General features: G+C 59.2%; 18 protein-coding genes and 2 pseudogenes. 13 read left to right on the top strand and 7 right to left on the bottom strand.

Going from position 1 to position 23,994, the window contains the following annotated elements:
• Positions 1-127: 127 nt before the first annotated feature.
• Both J1777_RS14590 and J1777_RS12560 read left to right on the top strand, forming a co-directional pair.
• Positions 128-211, top strand: a pseudogene (locus J1777_RS14590) (VF530 family protein); the annotation flags it as partial.
• Positions 212-302: 91 nt separating this feature from the next.
• Positions 303-3,515 (top strand): type I restriction endonuclease subunit R, encoded by a 3,213-nt coding sequence (locus tag J1777_RS12560; protein ID WP_207576041.1) that lies wholly within the window; start codon positions 303-305, stop codon positions 3,513-3,515.
• A 23-nt stretch (positions 3,516-3,538) separates the two neighbouring features.
• Here the strand turns inward: J1777_RS12560 and J1777_RS12555 are convergent, their stop codons facing one another.
• On the bottom strand, positions 3,539-4,537 hold the full coding sequence (locus J1777_RS12555; RefSeq protein ID WP_207576040.1) for a DUF58 domain-containing protein: 999 nt from the start codon (positions 4,535-4,537) through the stop codon (positions 3,539-3,541).
• Positions 4,534-5,451: an AAA family ATPase gene (locus tag J1777_RS12550; protein WP_207576039.1), complete on the bottom strand. Its 918-nt coding sequence runs from the start codon at positions 5,449-5,451 to the stop codon at positions 4,534-4,536. Before J1777_RS12550 ends, J1777_RS12555 begins: the two co-directional genes overlap by 4 nt.
• Positions 5,452-5,494: 43 nt before the next feature.
• On the opposite strand from J1777_RS12550, the gene J1777_RS12545 reads away from it, so the two are divergent.
• The 6 genes from J1777_RS12545 to J1777_RS12520 all read left to right on the top strand — a co-directional run bounded on the left by J1777_RS12545 (position 5,495) and on the right by J1777_RS12520 (position 12,165).
• Positions 5,495-6,448, top strand: coding sequence for a histone deacetylase family protein (locus J1777_RS12545; RefSeq protein WP_207576038.1), 954 nt, complete (start codon positions 5,495-5,497; stop codon positions 6,446-6,448).
• Positions 6,449-6,466: 18 nt separating this feature from the next.
• The gene (locus J1777_RS12540; RefSeq protein WP_207576037.1) at positions 6,467-7,270 is read left to right on the top strand and encodes an enoyl-CoA hydratase; all 804 of its coding nucleotides are present in this window, start codon (positions 6,467-6,469) and stop codon (positions 7,268-7,270) included.
• Between the two features lie 226 nt (positions 7,271-7,496).
• Positions 7,497-8,246 carry an electron transfer flavoprotein subunit beta/FixA family protein gene (locus tag J1777_RS12535; protein WP_207576036.1) on the top strand — a complete coding sequence of 250 codons (750 nt, stop codon included), beginning with the start codon at positions 7,497-7,499 and terminating at the stop codon, positions 8,244-8,246.
• A gap of 13 nt (positions 8,247-8,259) precedes the next feature.
• The gene (locus tag J1777_RS12530) at positions 8,260-9,192 is read left to right on the top strand and encodes an electron transfer flavoprotein subunit alpha/FixB family protein (protein ID WP_207576035.1); all 933 of its coding nucleotides are present in this window, start codon (positions 8,260-8,262) and stop codon (positions 9,190-9,192) included.
• 96 nt (positions 9,193-9,288) lie between these two features.
• Positions 9,289-11,079, top strand: coding sequence for an acyl-CoA dehydrogenase C-terminal domain-containing protein (locus tag J1777_RS12525; RefSeq protein WP_207576034.1), 1,791 nt, complete (start codon positions 9,289-9,291; stop codon positions 11,077-11,079).
• Between the two features lie 126 nt (positions 11,080-11,205).
• Entirely contained in the window at positions 11,206-12,165 is a 960-nt protein-coding gene (locus J1777_RS12520) for an NAD(P)H-dependent flavin oxidoreductase (RefSeq protein ID WP_207576033.1), read from the top strand.
• A gap of 43 nt (positions 12,166-12,208) precedes the next feature.
• On the opposite strand, the gene J1777_RS12515 is transcribed toward J1777_RS12520, so the two are convergent.
• The 5 genes from J1777_RS12515 to J1777_RS12495 form a co-directional block, all read right to left on the bottom strand.
• A complete protein-coding gene (locus J1777_RS12515) occupies positions 12,209-12,658 on the bottom strand; it encodes a hypothetical protein (protein WP_207576032.1) in 450 nt (149 codons plus the stop codon).
• 72 nt (positions 12,659-12,730) lie between these two features.
• Entirely contained in the window at positions 12,731-14,062 is a 1,332-nt protein-coding gene (glmM, locus tag J1777_RS12510; RefSeq protein WP_207576031.1) for a phosphoglucosamine mutase, read from the bottom strand.
• A gap of 30 nt (positions 14,063-14,092) precedes the next feature.
• Positions 14,093-14,926: a dihydropteroate synthase gene (folP, locus tag J1777_RS12505; RefSeq protein ID WP_207576030.1), complete on the bottom strand. Its 834-nt coding sequence runs from the start codon at positions 14,924-14,926 to the stop codon at positions 14,093-14,095.
• A gap of 81 nt (positions 14,927-15,007) precedes the next feature.
• Positions 15,008-16,942: an ATP-dependent zinc metalloprotease FtsH gene (gene ftsH / locus J1777_RS12500; protein ID WP_207576029.1), complete on the bottom strand. Its 1,935-nt coding sequence runs from the start codon at positions 16,940-16,942 to the stop codon at positions 15,008-15,010.
• A gap of 152 nt (positions 16,943-17,094) precedes the next feature.
• Positions 17,095-17,760, bottom strand: a complete 666-nt coding sequence (locus J1777_RS12495) for an RlmE family RNA methyltransferase (RefSeq protein WP_207576028.1) — start codon at positions 17,758-17,760, stop codon at positions 17,095-17,097.
• 32 nt (positions 17,761-17,792) lie between these two features.
• Between J1777_RS12495 and J1777_RS12490 the strand changes: the two genes are divergently transcribed.
• The 5 genes and pseudogenes from J1777_RS12490 to J1777_RS12470 form a co-directional block, all read left to right on the top strand.
• Positions 17,793-18,260 (top strand): YhbY family RNA-binding protein, encoded by a 468-nt coding sequence (locus J1777_RS12490; RefSeq protein ID WP_207576027.1) that lies wholly within the window; start codon positions 17,793-17,795, stop codon positions 18,258-18,260.
• Positions 18,261-18,267: 7 nt separating this feature from the next.
• Positions 18,268-19,032: a glycosyltransferase gene (locus J1777_RS12485; RefSeq protein ID WP_207576026.1), complete on the top strand. Its 765-nt coding sequence runs from the start codon at positions 18,268-18,270 to the stop codon at positions 19,030-19,032.
• Positions 19,033-19,080: 48 nt separating this feature from the next.
• Positions 19,081-19,893 carry an META and DUF4377 domain-containing protein gene (locus J1777_RS12480; RefSeq protein WP_207576025.1) on the top strand — a complete coding sequence of 271 codons (813 nt, stop codon included), beginning with the start codon at positions 19,081-19,083 and terminating at the stop codon, positions 19,891-19,893.
• A gap of 183 nt (positions 19,894-20,076) precedes the next feature.
• The gene (smc, locus tag J1777_RS12475; RefSeq protein WP_207576024.1) at positions 20,077-23,607 is read left to right on the top strand and encodes a chromosome segregation protein SMC; all 3,531 of its coding nucleotides are present in this window, start codon (positions 20,077-20,079) and stop codon (positions 23,605-23,607) included.
• Between the two features lie 37 nt (positions 23,608-23,644).
• Positions 23,645-23,994, top strand: a pseudogene (locus J1777_RS12470) (hypothetical protein); the annotation flags it as partial.

Here is a 23,994-nt window from a genome sequence, read left to right as displayed (position 1 = left end):
GGCCAGCTTCTGCACGCTTGAGCGCATCGATGATTTGGCTGTCTGTAAAACGTGACTTCTTCATAGTAGAGATTCTCCTTTGGAGGCATCTACTTCTCAAGACGCTGGTTTTACGGGGGGATTACCCCCCTGGGCACGCGAGAAGGTCGAGGGGCTCTATCTGTTCATGCTGCGTGAGCAGCGGCGCGATTCAGGCTATCAAAAAACATAGCTGCTTCCGCTTGATAGTATTGGGCTAGAGGCCAAAAAATGTATAAAACGACGCGTCCAGCGTTGGTGTTAGCAACAGGGAGTCGCACGCCATGACCGAAGATCAATTAGAACAAGAGACACTGCAGTGGCTGGCCCAGGTGGGCTACACCGTCAAGCATGGCCTGGACATTGCCTCCGATGGCAGCACCCCGCTGCGCAGCAACTACCAGCAGGTGCTGCTGCAAGACAACTTGCGCGAAGCCCTGCAGCGGCTGAACCCGCACATGCCGCAAGCGGCGCACGATGAGGCGTTGGCCCAAGTGCTGGATTTGGGTGTGCCGGCGCTGCTGCCATCGAACCGAGCCTTTCATAAGCTGCTGGTCAATGGCGTGCCGGTGAGCTACCAAGTGGAGGGTGAAACCCGTGGCGATTTGGCCAAGCTGGTGGATTGGGGCAAGGTGGCCAACAACCAGTTTTGGGCGGTGAACCAGTTCAGCGTGAAGGGCCAGCACCACACGCGCAGGCCGGATATTGTGCTGTTTGTGAATGGCTTGCCGCTGGTGGTGATGGAGCTAAAAAACCCCGCCGACTTGCATGCCGATATCTGGATGGCATACGACCAGATAGAGACGTACAAAGCGCAAATCCCCGAGCTGTTTCGCACCAATGAACTGCTGGTGATTAGCGATGGCGCAGAGGCACGCATGGGCTCGCTCTCAGCCGACCGGGAGCGCTATATGCAGTGGCGCACGATCGATGGAGTGAACATTGACCCGCTGGGCGAGTTTGGCGAGTTGGAAACACTGATTCGCGGTGTGCTGGCACCAGAAATTTTGCTGGACTACCTGCGCTACTGCGTGCTGTTTGAAGACGATGGCCGCTTGGTGAAAAAAGTGGCGGGCTACCACCAGTACCACGCGGTGCGTGCGGCGATTGCGCGGGTGCTGGAGGCGGCCAACAAAGATGCGGCCGCCACGGTGCGCGGCAAGGGTGGGGTGGTGTGGCACACGCAGGGCTCGGGCAAGAGCATCACCATGACCTGCTTTGCCGCGCGGGTGCTGCAAGAGCCCCAACTGCAGAACCCGACGATTGTGGTGATTACCGACCGCAATGATTTGGATGGGCAGTTGTTTGGCGTGTTCAGCCTGGCCCAAGACCTGCTGCGCGAGCAGCCGGTGCAGGCCCACACGCGCCAAGCGCTGCGGCAGGTGTTGGCCAATCGCCCCTCAGGCGGCATCATCTTTGCCACGATTCAAAAGTTCATGCCCGGGGAGGATGAAGATACCTTCCCCGTGCTGTCAGAGCGCAGCAATATTGTGGTGCTGGCCGATGAGGCGCACCGCACGCAATATGGCTTTGCCGCCAAGTTAAAAATCCGCAAAGCCAAGTATCCAGTGGCCACCCCCAGCGTGCCATTGACGACCGATGGCCAGCCTGTGGCGCAGCAAGCGCAGTTTGCCCCGCCAGAGCATGAGGTGCTGACCTACCAAGCAGGCTACGCCCAGCACCTGCGCGATGCGCTGCCGCAAGCCACGTTTGTAGCCTTCACCGGTACGCCGGTGAGCAGCAGCGACAAAAACACCGAGGCAGTGTTTGGTAGCCACATCCACATTTACGACATGCAGCAGGCCAAGGAGGATGGGGCGACGGTGCCCATCTACTACGAAAGTCGCTTGGCCAAGCTCAAGCTCAATGATGAGGTGCTGCCGCTGCTGGATGATGAAGTGGATGAGCTGGCCGAGGATGAGGAAGAAGACCAGCAGGCCAAGTCCAAAAGCAAATGGGCAGCGCTGGAAAAAGTGGTGGGCACACAAACACGCATTGACAGCGTGGCGCTGGACATCGTGACCCACTTTGAGGCCCGCAATGCCGCCAACCGGGGTAAGGCCATGGTGGTGGCCATGAGCCGCGATATTTGCGTGCATCTGTACGACGCCATCGTTCAACTGCGCCCCGACTGGCACAGCGAGGACCCTGAGCACGGGGCCATCAAGATTGTGATGACCGGTAGCGCCAGCGATAAAGCGCTGCTGCGCCCGCACATTTACGGTAGCGCCATCAAAAAGCGCTTGGAGAAACGCTTTAAAGACCCGGCAGACCCGCTCCAACTGGTTATCGTGCGGGACATGTGGCTTACCGGCTTTGATGCGCCGTGCGTACACACCATGTACGTGGACAAGCCCATGAAGGGCCACAACCTGATGCAGGCCATCGCCCGCGTGAACCGGGTGTTTAAGGACAAGCAAGGCGGCCTGGTGGTGGATTACCTTGGCATTGGCAACGAGCTCAAAGCTGCCATGAAGGAGTACACCGCCAGTAAAGGCCGTGGCAAGCCCACGGTGGATGCGCGCGAAGCTTTGGCAGTGATGCTAGAAAAGCTGGATGTGCTTAAAGCCCTGCTGCATGGCTGTGATTGGAGCGGCTTTCGCACGGATGGCTACCAATCGCTCAAAGCCGGTGCCGACCATGTGCTGGGCCTGCCGCCCTCACAGCCCGGTGGCGAGCGCGATGGCAAGAAGCGCTTTTGCGACAACGCCTTGGCGCTGAGCCAAGCCTTTAGCCTGTGCTGCACGCTGGATGAGGCCAAGGCACTGCGGGACGAGGTGGCTTTTATGCAGGCCATCAAGGTGATACTGACCAAGCGCGATGCGAGCAAGAAAAAACTGTCTGACGAGGCCAAGGATGCGGCCATCCGGCAAATCATCAACCAGGCGGTGGTGAGTGAGGATGTGGTCGATATCTTTGCCGCTGTGGGCTTGGACAAACCCAATATCGGCCTGCTGGACGATGAATTCTTGGCGCAGGTGCAGAACCTGCCCGAGCGCAACTTGGCCGTGGAGTTGCTGGAGCGCTTGCTGGAAGGCGAGATCAAATCGCGCTTTGCCACCAACGTGGTGCAGCAGAGAAAGTTTTCTGAGCTGCTGGGCAATGTGGTAACACGTTACCAAAACCGCAGCATTGAGTCGTCGCAGGTGATGGAAGAACTCGTCGAGATGGCCAAGAAGTTCCGCGAAGCCTCGCGGCGCGGCGAGGTGCTGGGGCTGAGCGAGGACGAGGTGAAGTTCTACGAAGCGCTGATTGAAAACGAATCGGCGGTGCGCGAGCTGAGCGACGAAATCCTTAAAAAAATTGCCCAAGAGCTGACCGATAACCTGCGTAAAAACGTGACCGTGGACTGGGCCGAGCGCGAAAGCGTACGCGCCCGGTTGCGCCTGATGGTCAAGCGCGTGCTGAAAAAATACAAGTACCCACCCGATTGCGCCGAGAGTGCGGTGGAGATGGTGCTAGAGCAGGCCAAGGCGCTGGGCGAGGAGTGGAGCTGAGGGGGCGCGCGCGCGCTGCTTGCTTAGGGCTCCAGTGCCAGCGCCTGCAGGCAGCGCTGCATGTGCAGCGGCCCGCTGTCGGTAGCAATGTGGGTGCCGCTGGGCAGGCGCAGCTCCCAGCGGTGGTTTTTTTCGTGGGCTTGCAGCACCCAGGCGGCCAGGCGCGAGAGCTGGGCTTCGCGCTCGTGCAGGCCGGTGGCTTCGGGATCGAGGCTGAGCAGGTGTCCGCTTGGGTGGTGGTAGCTGCGCACCACCAAATCCCCGCTGCCGCTGGCCAGGGTTTGGGCCGATTTTTTCCAAACGATGTCGCGCAGCCGGTCGCCGCGCTGGTAGGGGCGCACGCTGTCGTGCTGACCTTGGCCGGACTGTGGCGCGGCCGCGCTGGTGGGGGGGGCGGCGGGGTTGTGCGCCGAGGGCAGGGGCGGGCAGGGGGTTTCGGGTTGCGGGTAGGCCAGGATGCGGCTGTGCGGTTGCCAATAGCTCCATAAACGAAATACCCCCAGGGGGTAGAGCGATTGCAGCAGCACTTTGGGCAAGGGCTGCCAGCCACGGGTGCGCGGGGTAAAGCTTAAAGCGGTGTTTTGGCTAGTGGTAACGTCATTAAGAACAAAAGATTTATTGTCTTTTTGCTCTAAAAATCTTATAGCAACAGCGTAACGTGCTCTTTTTTTTGAGTTTTTTAGCTGGATCGGAATATCCAGCGTTTGTCCGGCAAAGACCGGGGACAAGGCCCCCAGCTGAATTTGTAGTCCGTGCAGGTTGCGATGCGCCACCCCCACGCTGGCCGCAGCGGCCGCCAAGAGCCAGAAGGTGACCAGGTAGCCCAGGTTGAGTTGAAAGTTGATCGAGGCCACCAGCAAGATCAGCAAGGTCAGCCCTAAAAACCAACCAGCCCGGGTCGGCAAAATATAAATGCTGCGCTGGCTAAGGGTGTGCTGGTCGCCGGGTGGGTGGCGTGCGTCCAGCCAATGCTGCCAGCGCCGTTGCCACCAGGAAAGGCGAGGGGGGCGCTGCTGCTTCATGGCAGGGCCGTAGCAGCCAGCATAGCCTGGGCTTGTGCGCTGCTGCTGCGTCCGGCGCTGGCGATGGGGTGCAAGCGGTGGGCCATGGTTTGCACAAAAATGGCCTGCACATCGTCTGGGGCGGCATAGTCGCGGCCCTGAATCAGAGCGTGGGCTTTGGCGGCACGCAGCAAGGCGATGCCAGCGCGGGGCGACAGGCCTTGTGCAAACCATTGCCCATTGCGCGAGGCCTCCAGCAAGTCCTGGATGTAGTGCAGCAAAGGCGCAGCGGCATGCACTTGCAGGACGGCGGCTTGCAGCTGTGCCAAGGTGGTGCTATCAATGTGGGCGGGCAGGGCATCGGCCAGTTGGCGGTGGCCATGGTTTTGCAGCAGCTGCAATTCGGCCTCGCGGTTGGGGTAGCCTAGGCTGATGCGCATTAAAAAGCGGTCTAACTGGCTTTCTGGCAGCGGGTAGGTGCCCAGTTGCTCCAGCGGATTTTGGGTGGCAATGACAAAAAATGGCGTGGGCAAGGGGTGGCTGCGCCCTTCGATGCTCACTTGCTTTTCCTCCATGGCTTCGAGCAAGGCGCTTTGGGTTTTGGGGCTGGCGCGGTTGATTTCATCGGCCAAAAGCACTTGGGCAAACACCGGGCCGGGGTGAAAGCGAAAGCCTTGTTCGGCGGCTTCATAAACACTTACGCCTGTGAGGTCGCTGGGCATTAAATCGGCGGTGAATTGCACCCGGGAAAATTGCAAGCCAAAACTGTGGGCCAAAGCGTGTGCCAGGGTGGTTTTCCCTACCCCGGGGATGTCTTCCAGTAATAAATGTCCTCCTGCCAACAAACAGGTCACGCAGTCCTGCACCTGCTGTTTTTTGCCGACAAGCACCGTGTTAAGCTGCAGCAATAGAGATTCAATCGTTTGTGTGAACATGCGTAAATGAAGTGAAAAAGAAGGAAAGCGGAGACAAGAACTTATGAGTAAAACTGGGTATTACAGCCATTCTTTATTTCGTAAACATGAAATGGGTCCCGGTCATCCCGAGTGTCCTGAGCGGTTATCAGCCATTGAAGATCGTTTGCTCATCAGTGGTGTCTTTGATGCGCTGGAGCGCATCGATGCACCGCAGGCCACGTGGGAAGATATTGAGCTAGCCCATGATCGCATGTATGTCGCTTCACTGCGGGGATTGACAGAGCGCTTGTTGGAAGAGCAGCAGGCAGGCGGCCCGGATTATGCGCAAATCGATACCGATACGTCGATTAACGCGTTTACGTTTGATGCGGCGCGGCATTCAGCCGGTGCGGCACTGGCGGCAACCGATGCCGTGTTATCGGGTGAGTTGGAAAACGCCTTTTGCGCCATTCGCCCGCCTGGCCACCACGCTTGCCGGGATAAGGCCATGGGGTTTTGCTTTTTCAATAATGTGGCCATCGCCGCTTTGCATGCCGTCAATCGCCGTAATCTGGAACGCGTGGCCGTGATTGATTTTGATGTGCACCATGGCAATGGCACAGAGAATATTCTGGCCGGAGATGATCGGGTATTGATGGTGAGCTTTTTCCAGCATCCCTTTTATCCGTACAGCGGCGATAAAGAGCCTGCATCGAACATGCTGAACGTGCCCATGCCTGCCTATACCAAAGGCATGGAGGTGCGCGAGATGATTGAAATGATGTGGTTGCCGCGCCTGGAAGCGTTTAAGCCCGAAATGATTTTTATCAGCGCCGGTTTTGATGCCCACCGCGAGGACGATATGGGACAAATGGGGCTGACTGAAAACGACTACACCTGGATTACCGAAAAAATCAAGGATGTTGCCCGCCGGTTTTCCAAAGGGCGCATTGTTTCCTGCCTGGAAGGCGGCTACATGATGAGTCCACTGGCACGCAGTGTGGAAGCCCATTTGCGTGTTTTGGCCGATGTTTAATTGAGGAGATTGTGAGCAATGGGTGAGAGGAATACGGCAGATCAAGGCTTGGTACTGCTTGAGCGCGATGCCCGTGGGGTGGCGACAGTCACTTTGAATGATGCCAAGCGGTTCAATGCCCTGGGGCAGGAAATGCTGGCGGCATTGCAGCAGGTGCTGGACACTTTGGCCCAGGATGCGCAGCTGCGGGTTGTGGTGCTGGCAGGCAGTGGCAAAGCGTTTTGTGCCGGACACAATTTGAAGGAAATGTCCGCCCACCCAGAGCTGGCTTGGTACCAGCAGCTGTTTGCCCAGTGCTCACGGGTGATGCTGTCCATCCAAAATTTGCCTGTGCCAGTCATTGCCCGTGTGCACGGCATGGCCACGGCAGCGGGGTGCCAGCTGGTGGCGCAATGCGATTTGGCTGTGGCCAGTACAGAGGCGAGCTTTGCCACCAGCGGGATTAACTATGGGTTGTTCTGCTCGACCCCCAGCGTTCCTTTGGTGCGCAATCTGCCCATCAAGCAGGCCATGGAAATGCTGCTGACCGGTGACTTTATCGATGCCCAGACTGCTCAGGCACAAGGCTTGGTCAATCGTGTGGTGGCAGCACCGAGTTTGGATGTGGAGCTGGACAAGCTGGTAACGGCCATCTTGCAAAAACCCCAGACCGCAGTTCGGATGGGCAAGGCCATGCTCTACCGCCAGCGTGAGATGGGCCTGGAGGCAGCTTACCAATTGGCTGGGCAGACCATGGCGCTGAATATGATGGATGCCGATGCCCAAGAGGGTGCGCAGGCCTTTGCGGAAAAGCGCCTGCCTGCCTGGCGACATCAATCCTAGGGTTATCCCTTGATTTTAGAGGATGAAAAAGCTTGAAAAACAGCGGTAGTCCACTAAAATCGAACGATCGTTCTATTTAAAGTGTTGGATGCATTTTGACCAAATTTCTTTTTGAACCTTGGTTTTTTCTGCAATCACCATTGGTAATGGTTGGGAAGTCTAAATTTCCTGCCCTAGAATGTGCAGTTTACGTAAACGTCAATTTAAGGACAGAAGGAGCCGTAGCATGAAGGTATTGGTCCCAGTCAAACGCGTGGTGGACTACAACGTCAAAGTTCGCGTCAAATCGGACGGAACCGGCGTTGATATCGCGAACGTCAAAATGAGCATGAACCCCTTTGACGAAATCGCCGTCGAAGAGGCGGTGCGTTTGAAGGAAAAGGGTGTCGTCACTGAGGTGATCGCCGTCTCCTGCGGTGTGACCCAGTGCCAAGAAACGCTGCGCACCGCCATGGCGATTGGTGCCGATCGCGCCATCCTGGTGCAAACCGATGCTGAGCTGCAGCCCCTGGCGGTGGCTAAATTGCTCAAAGCCTTGGTAGACAAAGAGCAGCCTGGCTTGGTGATCTTGGGCAAGCAAGCCATTGATGATGATGCCAACCAAACCGGCCAAATGCTGGCGGCTCTGGCCGATTTGCCCCAGGCTACTTTTGCCTCGAAAGTAGAAGTTGCGGGGGATAAAGCCACCGTCACCCGTGAAGTCGATGGCGGTATGGAAACTGTGGCTTTGAGCCTGCCTGCTGTCATCACGACCGACCTGCGCCTGAATGAGCCGCGCTTTGTGACCCTGCCCAACATCATGAAGGCCAAGAAAAAGCCCTTGGACACCGTCACCCCCGAAGACCTGGGTGTGGATGTGGCCCCGCGCATCAAAACCTTGAAAGTGGCTGAGCCCGCTGGTCGCCAAGCCGGTGTGAAAGTGCCTGATGTGGCCACCTTGGTCGAAAAGCTGAAAAACGAAGCCAAGGTGATCTAAGGAGGATATGAAAATGACCACACTCGTTATTGCTGAACACGACAACGCCTCCTTGAAAGGCGCAACCTTGAACACCGTCACGGCCGCTATGGCCTGCGGTGGCGATGTCCACGTGCTGGTGGCCGGTGAAAACGCTGCCGCTGTGGCCCAGGCCGCCGCCCAGATTGCTGGCGTAGCCAAAGTACTGCACGCCGATGGCGCTGCCCTGAAAAACGGCTTGGCCGAAAACCTGGCCGCCCAAGTGTTGGCGGTGGCCAGCAACTACAGCCACATTGTTTTTCCTGCGACGGCCAGCGGCAAAAACGCAGCCCCTCGTGTGGCGGCCAAGCTGGATGTAGCGCAAATCTCTGACATCACCAAAGTGGTGAGCGCCGATACCTTTGAGTGTCCCATCTACGCTGGTAACGCCATTGCCACGGTGCAATCGAGCGATGCTGTGAAGGTGATCACCGTGCGCGGCACCGGTTTTGACGCTGCAGCGGCTACCGGTGGCAGCGCTGCCGTAGAAACAGTGGCTGCCGTGGCTGACTCGGGCAAGAGCAGCTTTGTGGGCAGCGAACTGTCCAAGAGCGACCGCCCCGAGCTGACTGCCGCCAAGATCATCGTCTCCGGTGGCCGTGCTCTGGGTAGCAGCGAGAAGTTTGACGAAGTGATCACCCCGCTGGCTGACAAGCTGGGCGCGGCCATTGGCGCTTCGCGCGCGGCGGTCGATGCGGGCTACGCCCCCAACGATTTGCAAGTGGGTCAAACCGGCAAGATCGTTGCGCCCCAGCTGTACATTGCTTGCGGTATTTCGGGGGCCATCCAGCACTTGGCTGGGATGAAAGATTCCAAAATCATCGTGGCCATCAACAAAGACCCCGAAGCGCCGATTTTCTCGGTGGCCGACTATGGGCTGGAGGCCGACCTGTTCACGGCGGTGCCTGAACTGGTCAAAGCCCTGTAAGCCAGGGACCAAATAACAAAGGGGGCCTGTCCCCCTTTTTTTATACGTAAGTAGTGATATAGAACGATCGTTCTTTTGAAAATTAGGAGATCTGTGATGAGTTTTTCTGTCCCTGTCAAAGACATGCTGTTTGCCATGGAGCACTTGGCCAATCTGGACCAAGTGACCCAAATCCCCGGTTTTGAAGATGCCAACCTGGAAACGGCCCAAGCGGTGCTGGAAGAGTGCGCCAAGCTGTGCGAGGGCGTGATTGAGCCGCTGAATATTGTGGGCGATAAGCACCCGTCCAGCCTGAACGACGGTGTCGTCACCACCACTGCCGGTTTTAAAGAAGCATTTGCCCAGTTTGCCGAAGGTGGCTGGCAGGGCTTGCAACACCCGGTCGATTTTGGGGGCCAGGGCCTGCCCAAGACCATTGGTGCTGCGTGCCTGGAAATGCTCAACAGCGCCAACCTGAGTTTTGCCTTGTGCCCCTTGCTCACCGATGGGGCCATTGAGGCCTTGCTGATGGCGGGAAGTGACGAACTCAAGGCCATATACCTTGAAAAACTCATCTCTGGCCAGTGGACGGGCACGATGAACTTGACCGAACCCCAGGCCGGCTCCGACCTGTCGCTGGTGCGCACCAAGGCCGAGCCCCTGCCCGATGGCAGCTACAAAATTTTTGGCACCAAAATCTTCATCACCTACGGTGAGCACGATATGGCCGAAAACATCGTGCACCTGGTGCTGGCCCGCGTTGCCGGTGCGCCCGAAGGCGTGAAAGGCATCAGCCTGTTTGTGGTGCCGAAATTTTTGGTCAATAGCGATGGCAGCCTGGGCGCGCGCAACGATGCCCACTGCGTGAGCATTGAGCACAAGATGGGCATCAAGGCCAGCCCCACCGCCGTGCTGCAGTTTGGTGACCATGGCGGTGCCATCGGTTACCTGGTCGGTGAGGAAAACCGTGGGCTGGAGTACATGTTCATCATGATGAACGCCGCCCGCTACGGCGTGGGCGTGCAAGGCATTGCCGTGGCCGAACGCGCTTACCAACGCGCCGTGCAGTACGCCCGCGATCGGGTGCAAAGTCGGCCGGTGGATGGCAGCGTGCCGGGCGCGGCCAGCATCATCCACCACCCGGATGTGCGCCGCATGCTGATGACCATGCGGGCTTTCACCGAAGGCTGCCGCGCCATGGCCACCACAGCGGCGGCGGCTTACGATGCGGCGCACCACCACCCCGATGCGGCCGTGCGCCAGGCCAATGCCACCTTCTACGAATTCATGGTGCCGCTGGTCAAAGGCTTTAGCACTGAGATGAGCCTGGAAGTGACCAGCCTGGGCGTGCAGGTGCATGGCGGCATGGGCTTTATCGAGGAAACGGGTGCAGCGCAGTACTACCGCGACGCAAAAATTTTGACCATTTACGAAGGCACTACCGCCATCCAGGCCAACGACTTGGTGGGCCGTAAAACAGCCCGCGACGGCGGCCAAAGCGCCCGCGCCATTGCTGAGCAAATTGCCAAAACCGAGGCCGATCTGCACGCCAGCGGCACCGCCGCCGCCCTGTCCATGGCCCGCCACCTGCAAACGGCCCGCGAAGCTTTCTTGCAAACGGTGGACTTTGTGGCAGGCAAGGCCAAGGCCTCGCCCAATGCGGTGTATGCCGGCAGCGTTCCTTATCTGATGCTGACCGGTAACTTGGTCGCAGGCTGGCAAATGGGCCGCGCCCTGTTGGTGGCCCAGGACAAGCTGGCCGCTGGCGAAGAGGCAGCGTTCATGCAGGCCAAGATCATCACGGCCCAGTTCTATGCCGAGCACATTCTGACCCGCGTGCCCGGCCTGGCACACACCGTGTGTACTGGGGGCGAAAGCGCTTGCGCCTTGCCGCTGGAGGCATTTTAAGAATCATTAAAAACCATAGCTTCTTGCGCTTATGAGTGTTGATATTTAGGTGTTTTTATTCAAAAAACATATATATAACAAGCGCAAGAAGCTCTACTTTATTTGGGCTGTGAGGAGACTTCCACCATGTCACGCATTCCTGCTGTTTTACAAAATTTACGCTTGCCGGTTATCGGTTCGCCCTTGTTCATCATCAGCAACCCGCAGCTGGTGATTGCCCAGTGCCAGGCGGGCATCGTGGGAGCCATGCCCGCGCTCAATGCCCGCCCTGCGGCGCAACTGGATGATTGGTTGGCTGAAATCACCGAAACCCTGGCCGCCTGGGATGCCGCCCACCCCGACCAGCCTGCCGCACCGTTTGCCATCAACCAGATCGTGCACAAAAGCAACGACCGGCTGGAGCAGGACATGCAGCTTTGTGCCAAGTACAAAGTGCCGCTGGTCATTACCAGCCTGGGCGCGCGTGAGGATGTGAACCAGGGCGTACACAGCTGGGGCGGGGTGGTGCTGCACGACATCATCAACAACAAATTTGCCCACAAAGCCATTGAAAAAGGGGCCGATGGCCTGATTGCCGTGGCGGCAGGTGCGGGCGGCCATGCGGGCAGCAAAAGCCCGTTCGCCTTGGTGCAAGAAATTCGCCAATGGTTTGATGGCCCACTGGCGCTGTCTGGTGCCATCGCCTCGGGCGGGGCCATTTTGGCGGCCCAGGCCATGGGGGCCGACTTTGCCTACATCGGCTCGGCCTTTATTGCCACGGCCGAGGCCCGCGCCAGCCAAGCCTACAAGCAGGCGATTGTTGATGGCAATTCAGACGACATTGTTTACACCAACCTGTTTACCGGCGTGCATGGCAATTACATGGCCCCGTCGATTCGGGCTGCAGGCCTCGACCCGGAGCACTTGCCCGAGGCCGATCCCAGCAAAATGAATTTTGGTGGTGATGCTGCGGCCAAAGCCTGGAAAGACATCTGGGGTTGCGGCCAGGGCATTGGGGCGATTGACAAAGTGCAGCCGGCGGCGGAGTTGGTCGCCCAGCTGCAACAGCAATACCAAGCGGCCCGCCAGCGGCTGCAGTTGGGGTAAATCGAAGCGCCATGGGGCATAAAAAAACCTCCAGCTGAAAACCTTAGCTGGAGGTATGAAGAGTCATTCTTGGTGGCAGCGGGGTGGCTGCTGCCAAAGCCTGGTGGGGTGGCATGGCCGGTGGGGCCTGGGCCGGCGGGCGCAGGCGCGTGGTGCTGGAATGTTGGTTTTGGCCATCGCTGCTGGGTGGTGCATTGTGCAGCGCTGCAGCGTTTAATACACCTGCCGCTGAAGGGGGCAGGGGCTTGCCGCCGGCCACGCTGCAAGCGGGGCAATGCTCGCTGATGCACAGCGCCTGCAGGGTGTGGGGGTCCAGCCCCTGGGTATTTTCAGTGCGGCAAAGATCATTGCGCCAAGTGCCATCGACCATCGCCTGGCCAAAATGGGCGGCAGTGGCTTGGCCGGCCCACAGCTGCATGCACAGGGCCAAAACGGCCAGCACCATCCCCCAGGGGCGGTGTGTGCGGTGCAAAAAAGTGGGCGAAGCGGGCATGGTCGCGCGATTGTCAGGCGGGCTGTTAAACACAGATTTGCTATATATCAAACCCGTCTGATTTGACACACATCAATTGCGCAAGGTGTCGGCCAAGCGTTGGGCCCAGTCGTGGGCGTGCTGGGCTTGTTGGGCTTCGACCATGATGCGCACTAAGGGCTCGGTGCCGCTGGCGCGAATCAGCACCCGGCCTTGTCCGGCTAAGGCGTGTTCAGCTTCTGTTTGCATAGCTTTTAGCGCCTGATTTTCTTGCCAATTTTGGTCTTTTCGCAATCGAACGTTAATTAATTCTTGCGGAAATAGCTGTAAATTTTGTAGCAGTTGAGCCAGTGTTTTGCCGCTGCGCACGCAGGCTTGCAGCACTTGCAAGGCGCTGATCAGGCCATCGCCGGTGGAGTGTTTGTCCAGCGCCAGGAGGTGGCCCGAGCCCTCGCCCCCCAGTTGCCAGCCTTGGGCGTGCAGTTGCTCCAGCACGTAGCGGTCGCCCACTTTGGCCCGAATGAAGGCCACGCCTTGTTGCTGCAGGGCCAGCTCTACCGCCATATTGGTCATCAGGGTGCCTACGGCACCGGGGATGTTGTGGCCTTGCTGCAGGCGGTCTTGCACCATGAGGTAGAGCAGCTCATCGCCGTTGAAGATGCGTCCCTGGGCATCGACCATGAGCAGGCGGTCGGCATCACCATCCAGGGCGATGCCGTAATCGGCATGGTTGGCGCGCACCGCCAGGGCCAGGGCCTCGGGGTGGGTGGCACCAACGTGGTCGTTAATGTTCAGGCCATTGGGCTGGCAGCCAATGGAGAGCACTTCCGCCCCTAGCTCGTGAAAGACTTTGGGGGCGATGTGGTAGGCCGCGCCATGGGCGGCATCGACGACGATTTTCAAGCCATGCAGTGACAAGTCACTGGCAAACGTGCTTTTGCAAAATTCAATGTAGCGGCCTGCCGCATCGTCCAGACGCTGCGCTTTGCCCAGTTCTGCTGCGGTGACCCACTGGGGGGGCTCTTGCAGGGCCGCTTCGACGGCTTCTTCCCAGTCGTCCGGCAGCTTGGTGCCTTGGGCGCTGAAGAATTTGATGCCATTGTCGGGATAGGGGTTGTGGCTGGCGCTGATCACCACGCCCAGCTGCGCCCGCTGGGCCCGGGTTAAGTAGGCGACACCCGGCGTGGGCAGGGGCCCCAGCAGCATGACGCTGGCCCCGGCGGAGTTCAAACCGGCTTCCAGCGCTGCCTCCAGCATATAGCCAGAGATGCGCGTGTCTTTGCCAATCAGCACCAGGGGTTTGTCGTGGCTGCGCTTTAAGACGCGGCCCACGGCATGGCCGAGGCGCAAAACAAAATCTGGGGTGATCGGAGCTTGGCCTACCGTGCCGCGAATGCCATCGGTGCCGAAAAATTGACGTGTCATAGGAGTTGGGAAGGAAAGTGAGGGAAGGTGTTATTCGTTGTCGTGCATGGCCTGCCAGACGGCCAAGGCGCTGACAGTTTCTGCCACATCATGCACGCGCACGATGCGTGCGCCGCGCTCGACGGCCAAGACTGCAGCGGTCACGCTGGGCACCATGCGCTCTTCGACGGGATGGTTCGTTACTTGGCCCAAAGAGCTTTTGCGCGACCAACCGGCCAGCAGGGCAAAGCCTTGGCCGGTCAGTGCGGCCTGGTGGGCCAGCAGGGCAAAATTTTGCGCCACGGTTTTGCCAAAGCCAATGCCGTAGTCCCACACGATACGCTGGCGCTCAACGCCCAGGGCCACCAGGGCCTGGGTTTGTTGCGCTAAAAAGTTCTGCACCTGGGCCACGGCATCGCCTTGCATGGGGGTTTGCTGCATGTCTTGCGGGGTTTTGTGCATGTGCATCAGCACCACGCCGCACTGGGGATGGTTGGCAACCACGCTCTGGGCCCCAGGTTGGCGCAGCGCCCACACGTCGTTGATGATGTCGGCACCGGCATCCAGCACGGCTTGCATGACCTGGGCTTTGTAGGTATCGACCGAAATTGGCACGCCAAACTGCACGGCCGCTTGCACAAAAGGCAGTACGCGGCGCATCTCTTCTTCCAAGGGGACGGGAGGGGAGCCGGGGCGGGTGGATTCACCACCAATGTCCAGGATATGGGCACCGTCTTTGAGCAGTTTTTCGGCATGGCGCAGTGCCGCGGTCACGCTGTGGTGGTGGCCACCATCCGAAAAAGAATCGGGGGTGTTGTTCACAATGCCCATCACCAAAGGGCGGGTGAGGTCTAAACGAAAGCGGGTGGTTTGCCAAAGCGCCATGGTTTTATGTGGAAGTTGGTGCCGTGAAAAAGGGGCCGTGAGGCCCCTTCAGCTGGTTGTGCGGTGGTTGTGCCGGCGCGCTTACGAGGCGCTGGGCGAGGGCTGCGCACTGTCGGTGGCAGAAGCGCCGCCACTGGTTGGGGGCGGGCTGCTGTCATCAGGGGACTTTTGCACACGGGGTGTCCAGTCTTTTGGGGGCTGGGGCTCTTCACCGGCCATGATGGCATCGAGCTGCGACATGTCGATGGTTTCCCATTCGAGCATGGCTTTGGCCATGGCGTGCATTTTGTCGGCGTTTTCTTCGATCAGCTTGCGGGCCAAAGAGTATTGCTCGTCAATGATGCGGCGCACCTCGGCATCGACTTTTTGCATCGTCTCTTCGCTGATGTTGCTGGCTTTGCTCATCGAGCGCCCCAGGAAAGGCTCGCCTTCTTGTTCGGCATACACCATGGGGCCCAAAGCGTCGCTCATGCCGTAGCGCGTCACCATATCGCGGGCAATTTGCGTGGCGCGTTCAAAGTCATTGCTCGCGCCCGTGGTCATTTGACCCATGAACACTTCTTCGGCAATGCGCCCGCCAAACAGCATGGCGATTTGGTTGAGCATGAACTCTTTGTCGTAGGAATAGCGGTCTTTTTCCGGCAGGCTCATGGTCACGCCCAGAGCGCGGCCACGGGGGATGATGGTGACTTTGTGCACCGGATCGCACTTGGGCAGCAGGCGGCCAATCAGTGCGTGACCGGCTTCATGGTAGGCCGTGTTGCGGCGCTCTTCTTCGGGCATGACCATGCTCTTGCGCTCGGGGCCCATGATGATTTTGTCTTTGGCCTTTTCAAAGTCCTGCATTTCCACCATTCGGGCGTTGCGGCGGGCGGCCATCAGCGCCGCTTCGTTGCACAGGTTGGCCAGGTCAGCCCCGCTCATGCCTGGAGTGCCCCGGGCGATGATGGAGGGATTCACGTCTTGCCCAGCGGGGATTTTGCGCATGTGGACGGCCAGAATTTGCTCGCGGCCCCGGATGTCGGGCAGCGTTACATACACCTGGCGGTCAAAGCGGCCTGGGCGCAGCAAGGCGGCATCCAGAATGTCTGGGCGGTTGGTGGCGGCCACCACAATCACGCCTTGGTTGGTTTCAAAACCGTCCATCTCAACCAGCATTTGGTTGAGGGTTTGCTCGCGCTCATCATTGCCACCACCCAAACCGGCACCGCGCTGGCGGCCAACGGCATCGATTTCGTCGATGAAGATGATGCAGGGGGCGTTTTTCTTGGCGTTTTCAAACATGTCACGCACGCGGGCCGCGCCCACGCCGACGAACATTTCCACAAAGTCAGAGCCTGAAATGCTGAAGAACGGCACCTTGGCTTCTCCAGCGATGGATTTTGCCAGTAGCGTCTTGCCCGTACCCGGTGGGCCAACCAACAGCAAACCACGGGGAATACGCCCGCCCAGCTTGTGGAACCTGCTAGGGTCTTTGAGAAAATCGACCACTTCCTTGACTTCTTCTTTGGCCTCGTCGCAACCGGCTACGTCGGCAAAGGTGACGGTGTTGGTGTTCTCGTCAAGCATGCGGGCTTTGCTTTTGCCAAAGCTGAACGCACCGCCCTTGCCACCGCCTTGCATTTGGCGCATGAAGTAAACCCAGACACCAATCAACAGCAGCATGGGTCCCCAGCTGAGCAGCAGGCTGACCAAGAAGGAGCCTTCCTCGCGGGGCTTGATGTCGAATTTGACGTTGTTATCAATCAGGTCGCCCACCAAGCCGCGATCCAGATAGGTGGCAGTGGTACGCACGCGCCGATCATCGGTGGTGAAAGCCACAATTTCGGTGCCGCCGGGGCCTTCTTGGATGGTGGCGCTTTTGATGCGGTTGTTGTTTACTTCGTTCAGGAAGTCGGAATAACCGATATAGCCCGTACCCACGGTGCTGCGTGTATCAAACTGCTTGAAAACAGTAAACAGCACCATGGCCACAATGAGCCAGACGGCAATTTTAGAAAACCACTGATTGTTCAAGCGGGGCTCCAATAAGGACGAGAGGGACGAAAAAAATAAAAAGCGCTGCGATGCAACTGAGGCTGATTTTAGGCGTTTCAAGCACCATCGTCATAAGCTTGTCTTCAACGAGGTGCTTGCCCGGGTTGAAAGATCCCTGCAGGGTTAAGAAATCAACGCATTGGGTGTTTAAGGGTGCGGCCAATTAAAAAAGTTTCCGTGGATTTGGCCCGGGAAGACAGGGGTTTGAGGGGTTTGACCTGCGCAAAGTGCGCGCGAAAGAGTTGTACCAGCGCGTCGTACCCCGGGCCGTGGAACACTTTGGTCACCAACGCCCCGCCGGGGCGCAGATGGCGGCTGGCAAAGTCGATGGCCAATTCAATCAAATGGCCCACACGCGCGGCATCGGTGCTGCTGTGGCCGCTGAGGTTGGGGGCCATGTCCGAGACCACCACATCCACCGGACGGCCTTGCAGCACGGCTTCCAGTTGGGCCAGCACGGCATCCTCGCGAAAATCGCCCTGGATGAATTGCACGCCCGCAATCGGCTCCATGGGTAGCAGATCAAGCGAAATAATGGTGCCGTTCAGCTGGCCGGCGGCAGCGCCGTCTGGGGCCATGCGCCGGCGCAGGTATTGGCTCCAGGCCCCCGGGGTGCAACCCAAGTCCACCACGACCTGGCCTGGGTGAATCAGGCCAAAGGCCTCGTCAATTTCTTTGAGCTTGTAGGCTGCGCGGGCGCGGTAACCGTCTTTCTGGGCGGCTTGCACATAAGGGTCGTTGATGTGCTGGTGCAACCAGTTTTTATTGACTTTCTTGCTTTTCGTTTGAATCTTCATCGCAAAATTCTCACAGACTTGATAATACGCAGATGCCTCAAATTCAATTGACCCCCGCCCAGCGCCGGGAACACCGCGCCAATGCCCACCACCTGAGCCCTGTTGTGCTCATTGGTGCGGATGGTTTAACCCCTGGCGTACAAAAAGAAATCGATGCCGCTTTGAACGCCCATGGTCTGATCAAAGTGCGCGTTTTTGGTGATGACCGTGCCCAGCGTGAAACCATGTACCAAGTGCTTTGCGAAGAGCTGAATGCTGCGCCGATTCAGCATATTGGTAAATTGCTGGTGCTGTGGCGCCCGCAGCCAGAAAAAACCAAAGCCTTCGACGAAGACCGCAAAGCAGGCCCCCGCGATGTGAAGCTGCTCCAATTTGGCCGCCCGGGCACCAAACCCACGGTCAAGCAAGTGCGTGTGCTGGGCAACCAGCGCCTCACGGCAGGTGGTTCGATCAAGCGTGCGAAGAAAACCTCGCCCAAGTCGCTGAAAAAAGGCGCGTAACTCGGCCATGACCAGCCCGTTTGCTCGTTCTGAGCTTTCTGCCCAGCCGCAGCGCCACATTTTGTGCATGAAATGGGGCACCAAGTACGGCCCGGAATACGTCAATCGCCTGTACGCCATGGTGCGGCGGCACTTGCAAGGTGATTTCAACTTTGTTTGCCTGACCGATAACGCCCAGGGTATTCGCCCGGAGGTGCAGTGTTTGCCGATCCCTTCGCTGGATTTGCCGCCGGGTATTCCTGAGCGCGGCTGGACCAAGCTGACGACTTTTGCGGCTGACTTGCACGGCTTGCGCGGCACGGCCTTGTTTTTGGATGTGGATGTGGTCGTTACCGGCCCGTTGGATGAGTTTTTTACCCATCCAGGGGAATTTCTTATCATTCATGACCACAAACGCCCTTGGCGGGTGACGGGTAACTCGTCGGTTTATCGCTTTGAACTGGGGGCACACCCGGATGTCTTGGAGTATTTTCGAGGGCATTTCGACGAGATTCGCCAGCAATTTCGCAATGAACAGGCGTATTTGTCCGACGTTTTGCACAAGCAAGGGAGGTTGCAATACTGGCCTGCCTCGTGGTGCCCCAGCTTCAAGTACCACTGCATTCCCACTTGGCCAACGAATTATTGGCAGCCACCGTTTGTCCCGGAAGATGCCCGCATTGTGATTTTTCACGGCGAATGCAACCCGCCCGATGCCTTGGCGGGGCGGCGCAACCGGCGTTTTCGGTTTATCCGGCCAGCCCGCTGGGTGGCCGAGCATTGGCGCGAATAAGCCCTTGCTAGTGGCAAAAAAGAAAGGTTTATCACCATGAACGCAATCATGAAAACCGTGGTTGTGGCCACTGCGATCGGCTTGGCCGGCTGCGCAGCAACCACGGCACCTCAGCAAAAAGAAACGGGTGCGACCATGGCAAATTCGACACCAGCACCCTCGGCACCAACACAGGCGGCTGCCTCAATCCCCCTGGATTTGCAAGCCCAGGTTTGGACGTTGGCCAAAATCGAGGGACCGGCCCAGTCCCAGGCGTGGGAACAGGCTGCTGTGGCCAAGCTGCAGCTGAACTTTATCGATGGTCAAAGCGTGGTCGTCAAAGGCCTGTGCAACACCTTGCGTGGCAGCTACCAAGCGCAGGAGGCGCGGCTGCAGGTCACTCCCTTGGCGGCCACCATGATGGCGTGCGCAGATGCCGGTGTGATGGCGGCTGAGGACCAGGTGCGCATGGCTTTGCCGCTGGCCCAATCGTGGCGTGTGCTGCAAGGGCACACCTTTGAAATTGCCTTTGCCGATGGCCAGCGCTGGGTGCTGAATGGTCAGGTCAAGCCCGAGGTGGTGTATGGCAAGCCCGAGCGCATTTTTTTGGAAGTGGCGCCGCAGAAACAAGCCTGCCCCCATCCCCTGATGGCGGATGCCCAGTGCCTGCAAGTGCGCAGCCTGGAGTTCAATGCGCAAGGCTTGAAGCAAAACGTGGGCCCATGGGAGAACTTTTTCGACACAATCCAGGGCTTTGAGCACCGTGCGGGTGAGCGCAATGTGCTGCGCCTGAAGCGCTTTACCAACCCCAATCCACCCGCCGATGCTTCGCGCTATGTGTATGTTTTAGACATGGTGGTCGAGAGCGAAGTGCAGCGGTGATTGCCAGGCGAAAAGTGGGGTGCTTTGCTTTTAAAAAAATAGCTTGCTCCACTTTGTTTGCATCAGATTTTTAACTTTTTGTTTTAAAAATAAAGCCTTCTTCTGGCCTTCTGATGCGCTGGGCCGCGTTATCATTTATGGCCCTATTCTGTTGGAGAGTAGGGCCATTTATTTTGTATTGTTGTGCGCCTTCAGTCCATCAAGCTCTCGGGCTTCAAATCCTTTGCGGAACCAACCAATTTCATGCTTCCGGGGCAGTTGGTGGGGGTGGTGGGCCCCAATGGCTGCGGCAAATCCAACATCATGGATGCCGTGCGCTGGGTGCTGGGTGAGTCCAAAGCCAGCGAGCTGCGCGGCGAATCCATGCAGGATGTGATTTTTAACGGCACCACCCACCGCAAACCGGCCAGCCGCGCCAGTGTTGAGCTGGTGTTCGACAACCACGACCACCGCGCCGGTGGGCAGTGGAATCAATTTACCGAGATCGCCGTCAAGCGCGTGCTCACCCGCGATGGTGGCAGCAGTTATTTCATCAACAACCAGCCCGTGCGCCGCCGCGATGTGCAGGATGTGTTTTTGGGCACCGGGTTGGGGCCTCGGGCCTACGCCATCATTGGCCAGGGCACGATCAGCCGCATCATTGAAAGCCGCCCCGAAGAGCTACGCTTGTTCTTGGAAGAGGCCGCAGGCGTTTCCAAATACAAAGAACGTCGGCGTGAAACGCAAAACCGCTTGCACGACACGGTAGAGAACCTCACCCGCGTTGAAGACATCCTGCGCGAGCTGGGCAGCAACCTGGAAAAACTCGAAAAACAAGCCGAAGTCGCCGCCCAGTACCACGCCCTGAACGCCAGTGCCACCTTGAAGCAACACCAGCTGTGGCTGCTGAAAAAACAAGATGCCGAGGGCGACTTGGCCGCCATCCGCGCCCAGGGCTTAGAGGCCGTCAATGCCCTGGAAGCAGGCATGGCCCAGCTGCGCCACATTGAGGCGGACATGGAAAGCCAGCGCCAGGCGCATTACAGCGCCGGCGATGCCGTAAACCAAGCCCAAGGCCAGCTGTATGCCGCCACCGCCGAGGTGGGCAAGCTGGAAACCGAAATTCGCTATGTGCTCGAAGGCCGCCAGCGCATCGCCCAGCGCCTGCAGCAGCTGGCCGAGCAAACCCAGCAGTGGCAAGAGCGCCAAGAAGCGGCCGCGTTGGAGCTGGAAGAACTCTGCGCCAGTGGCGTGGATGCCCAAGAACAGGCCGAGCTATTGGATGCGCAAGTGCAAGAGCAAACTGATGGTTTGCCGGCCCTGGAAGAGGCCATGCACCGTGCCCAAGCGCAGGCGCAAAAGCAGCACCAGCAGGTCGTGCAGGTGCAGCAACGCATTCAGGTACTGGCGGCTGAGCAGCGCAGTTTGCAAGAACAAAGCCGCCAGCAAGAAAACCGCCTGGAGCGCTTGCGGGCCGAGCGCCAAGCCCTGGTCAGCCCAGACCCGGCGCAGATCCAAGCCGTGCAAGAACAGCATGCGGCCACCCAAGAGGCCGCCGAACTGGCCGAAGCGGCCCTCCAGCAATTGCAAGACAGCCTGCCCACCCTGGAAGAAGCGCGGCGCAGCAGCCAGCAGGCCGTAAACCATGAAAACGCCCGCCATGCCGAGCTGTCGGCCCGCTTGCAAGCCCTGCAAGCCCTGCAAGAAAAGCTGAAAACCGACGACAAACTCCACCCCTGGCTGGCCGCGCAGGGCTTGGAGAGCTTGCCTGCGCTGTGGACGCGCATTGCCGTTGAGCCCGGTTGGGAGCATGCGGTGGAAGCGGCCCTGCGTGAACGCATGGGCGCGTTGCACATTGGCCGCTTGGAGACGGTGCGCGGTTTTGCCACGGCCAGTGCGGCACCGCCGACCCGGCTGGCGTTTTATTCGGCCGCCAACATTGCAGCGGGCCATGCTTCAGCTCCCCAGGGCTTGATGCAAAAAATCCGCACTGGCGATGAGGGGCTGCGGGCTGTTTTGGCCCATTGGCTGCACGGCTGCAGCACGGCCAATAGCCTGGATGAAGCGCTGGTCCAGCGCGCCCAGTTGGGCGATGGGCAGGTTATTTTTATCGCCTCTGGCCATGCAGTGAGCGCGCACAGCGTGAGCTTTTACGCGCAAGACAGCGAGCAATCGGGGTTGCTGGCCCGTGCCCAAGAGATAGAACAGCTGGACAAAGCCCTGCGTGCCCAGCAGCTGCTGGTAGAAGATGCCCAAACCACGCTGGCCCGGGCCGACCACGCTTACCAGCAGGCCAGTGCTGACTTGGTCAGCGCCCGTCGCCAAGCCCAGCAGGCCCAGCAGGCCGCACATGACAGCCAAGTGCAATGGCTGCGCCTGCAGCAGCAAATGGAGCAAGCCAGCAGCCGCAGCCAGCAGCTGCAGGCCGACAGCGATGAAGTGCGGGCCTTGCTCGATGGGCTGCAAGAGCGCAGCGCCGAGGCCGAGGCCCGCTTTGAAGAACTTGATGCGCAGCTGGCCCAGGCACAAGAGCAGCACGCCCAGGAGGAAGACCGTGCCATGGCCGCGCAGCAGCAACTGCACAGCGCCCGCGAGCAACTGCGCAGCCTGGAGCGCCAAGCGCAAGAGGCGCGGTTTGGCGAGCGCAGCCTGCAAGCGCGGCAAGCCGAACTGCAGCGCAGCTTGCAAACCGCAGAGCAGCAAATGCGCGATTTGGCGCAAGAAGAGCAACGCGCCCACGCCGAGGCCGAGCGCCTGAGCGATGCGGCCGCCCAAGGCGGCCTGCAAGATGCGTTAGAGCGCAAAACCCAGTGCGAGCACACCCTGGCCCAGCGCCGCAGCGAGTACGAGGGGCTGACTGCGCAGCTGCGGGCCAGCGATGAGCTGCGCAGCCAGATTCAGCGCACCCTGGAGCCTATGCGCCAGCGCATCACCGAATTTCAACTGCGTGAGCAAGCCGCCAGCCTGGGCAGTGCCCAATATGCCGAGCAACTCGAAGAAGCCGGGGCAGACCTGGCCGCCGTTGCGCAGTCGATCACCGAGGGCAATGTGCGCCTGCACGGCTTGCAGGCCGAAATTGACCGCCTGCACCGCGAAATCACCGCCCTGGGGGCGGTGAATCTGGCAGCGCTGCAAGAGCTGCAACTGGCCACCGAGCGCAAAACCTTTTTGGATGCCCAAGTGCAGGACTTGACCCAGGCCATGGCCACCTTGCAAGGGGCGATTCAAAAAATCGATGCGCAAACGCGCGAACTGCTCTCGGGCACCTTCAACGCGGTGAATGCGCACTTTGGCCGCATGTTCCCCGAGTTGTTCGGTGGTGGGCAAGCGCGACTGATCATGACCGGCGACGAAATTTTGGACGCGGGCGTGCAAGTCATGGCCCAGCCCCCAGGCAAGAAGAACCAAACCATCCACCTGCTCTCGGGCGGAGAGAAGGCGCTGACCGCGATTGCCCTGGTGTTTGCCATTTTTCAGCTCAACCCGGCACCGTTTTGCCTGCTCGATGAGGTGGATGCGCCGCTGGACGATGCCAACACCGAGCGCTACGCCAAATTGGTCGCCCACATGAGCCGTGGAACCCAGTTTTTATTTATTAGCCACAACAAAATCGCCATGGAAATGGCCGAGCAGTTGATTGGCGTGACCATGCAAGAACAAGGCGTATCGCGCATTGTGGCCGTGGACATGGAAGCGGCCCTTGGCTTTTCCACCGTTACCATGGCGCAAACGTGAGCCTCACCATGACATTTCAAAGCACAGGGATACCGCAATGAGTACTTTGCAAATCAGCTTGGCCATTTTGGGCATCGTTTTTTTAGGCTTGGTACTGGCCTACAACGCCTGGGCCTACCGCCGCGCCGCGCCGCGCAAGGCCCGGCCACAGGGGCAGGCTGCGCATGGCACCAACGCCGCACTGCGGCAAGAGCCAGATCTGGGCGGGGTGGACATCACCCAGGCCAGCACGCACCCGGCGGGCCCCGCCCCTGTGGGCGCTGAACCTGAAGCCGCCCCTGCTGCAGGGCAGGCGTTTGATTTGGGCCATGTGGAGCCTGGGCTGGAGGCACCCTTTGCCCTGGCCGATGCCGCGCCGCTGCAGGCGCAAGCGGCCAATGCCGCTGG

The sequence above is a fragment of the Comamonas denitrificans genome, from assembly GCF_017368815.1.
GTDB lineage: Bacteria > Pseudomonadota > Gammaproteobacteria > Burkholderiales > Burkholderiaceae_C > Comamonas > Comamonas denitrificans.
The sequence above is the reverse complement of the archived record's forward strand: the minus strand, read 5'-3'. Positions and strand labels throughout refer to the sequence as shown.

Excerpts from the sequence above, each read along its gene's own strand:
- J1777_RS12490 (WP_207576027.1), top strand. The coding sequence starts at position 17,793 with ATGCCTCAAATTCAATTGACCCCCGCCCAGCGCCGGGAACACCGCGCC.
- J1777_RS12560 (WP_207576041.1), top strand. The coding sequence starts at position 303 with ATGACCGAAGATCAATTAGAACAAGAGACACTGCAGTGGCTGGCCCAG.
- J1777_RS12555 (WP_207576040.1), bottom strand. The coding sequence starts at position 4,537 with ATGAAGCAGCAGCGCCCCCCTCGCCTTTCCTGGTGGCAACGGCGCTGG.
- J1777_RS12525 (WP_207576034.1), top strand. The coding sequence starts at position 9,289 with ATGAGTTTTTCTGTCCCTGTCAAAGACATGCTGTTTGCCATGGAGCAC.
- J1777_RS12540 (WP_207576037.1), top strand. The coding sequence starts at position 6,467 with ATGGGTGAGAGGAATACGGCAGATCAAGGCTTGGTACTGCTTGAGCGC.
- J1777_RS12495 (WP_207576028.1), bottom strand. The coding sequence starts at position 17,760 with ATGAAGATTCAAACGAAAAGCAAGAAAGTCAATAAAAACTGGTTGCAC.
- folP (WP_207576030.1), bottom strand. The coding sequence starts at position 14,926 with ATGGCGCTTTGGCAAACCACCCGCTTTCGTTTAGACCTCACCCGCCCT.
- J1777_RS12520 (WP_207576033.1), top strand. The coding sequence starts at position 11,206 with ATGTCACGCATTCCTGCTGTTTTACAAAATTTACGCTTGCCGGTTATC.
- J1777_RS12530 (WP_207576035.1), top strand. The coding sequence starts at position 8,260 with ATGACCACACTCGTTATTGCTGAACACGACAACGCCTCCTTGAAAGGC.
- J1777_RS12535 (WP_207576036.1), top strand. The coding sequence starts at position 7,497 with ATGAAGGTATTGGTCCCAGTCAAACGCGTGGTGGACTACAACGTCAAA.
- glmM (WP_207576031.1), bottom strand. The coding sequence starts at position 14,062 with ATGACACGTCAATTTTTCGGCACCGATGGCATTCGCGGCACGGTAGGC.
- J1777_RS12545 (WP_207576038.1), top strand. The coding sequence starts at position 5,495 with ATGAGTAAAACTGGGTATTACAGCCATTCTTTATTTCGTAAACATGAA.
- J1777_RS12515 (WP_207576032.1), bottom strand. The coding sequence starts at position 12,658 with ATGCCCGCTTCGCCCACTTTTTTGCACCGCACACACCGCCCCTGGGGG.
- J1777_RS12485 (WP_207576026.1), top strand. The coding sequence starts at position 18,268 with ATGACCAGCCCGTTTGCTCGTTCTGAGCTTTCTGCCCAGCCGCAGCGC.
- J1777_RS12480 (WP_207576025.1), top strand. The coding sequence starts at position 19,081 with ATGAAAACCGTGGTTGTGGCCACTGCGATCGGCTTGGCCGGCTGCGCA.
- J1777_RS12550 (WP_207576039.1), bottom strand. The coding sequence starts at position 5,451 with ATGTTCACACAAACGATTGAATCTCTATTGCTGCAGCTTAACACGGTG.